This is a genomic window from Tolypothrix sp. VBCCA 56010 (genome assembly GCF_050875635.1).
GTDB lineage: Bacteria > Cyanobacteriota > Cyanobacteriia > Cyanobacteriales > Nostocaceae > Hassallia.
Genome location: NZ_JBPAOH010000513.1, coordinates 1 through 249 on the forward strand (window position 1 = coordinate 1; position 249 = coordinate 249).

Sequence of the window (249 nt, forward strand, 5' to 3'; positions counted from 1 at the left end):
GGGCATCGGGCATGGGGCATCGGGCATGGGGCATCGGGCATGGAAAGAAAGGAAACTTCTTTTTATTCCCATTGCCCATTGCCCATTGCCCATTGCCCTATTCTGGGCATGGGGCATCGGGCATGGGGCATGGGGCATGGGGCATCGGGCATCGGGCATGGAAAGAAAGGAAACTTCTTTTTATTCCCATTGCCCATTGCCCATTGCCCATTGCCCTATTCATTGTTGTTTAAATCGATGTTTGTCAGC

The 249-nt window shown here is 52.6% G+C and carries 1 protein-coding gene; it reads right to left on the minus strand.

Annotated elements, in window-relative coordinates; all coding sequences use genetic code 11:
- Positions 1-97: 97 nt before the first annotated feature.
- Entirely contained in the window at positions 98-211 is a 114-nt protein-coding gene (locus tag AABK37_RS42175; protein WP_432557299.1) for a histidine kinase, read from the minus strand.
- Between the last annotated feature and the right edge of the window lie 38 nt (positions 212-249).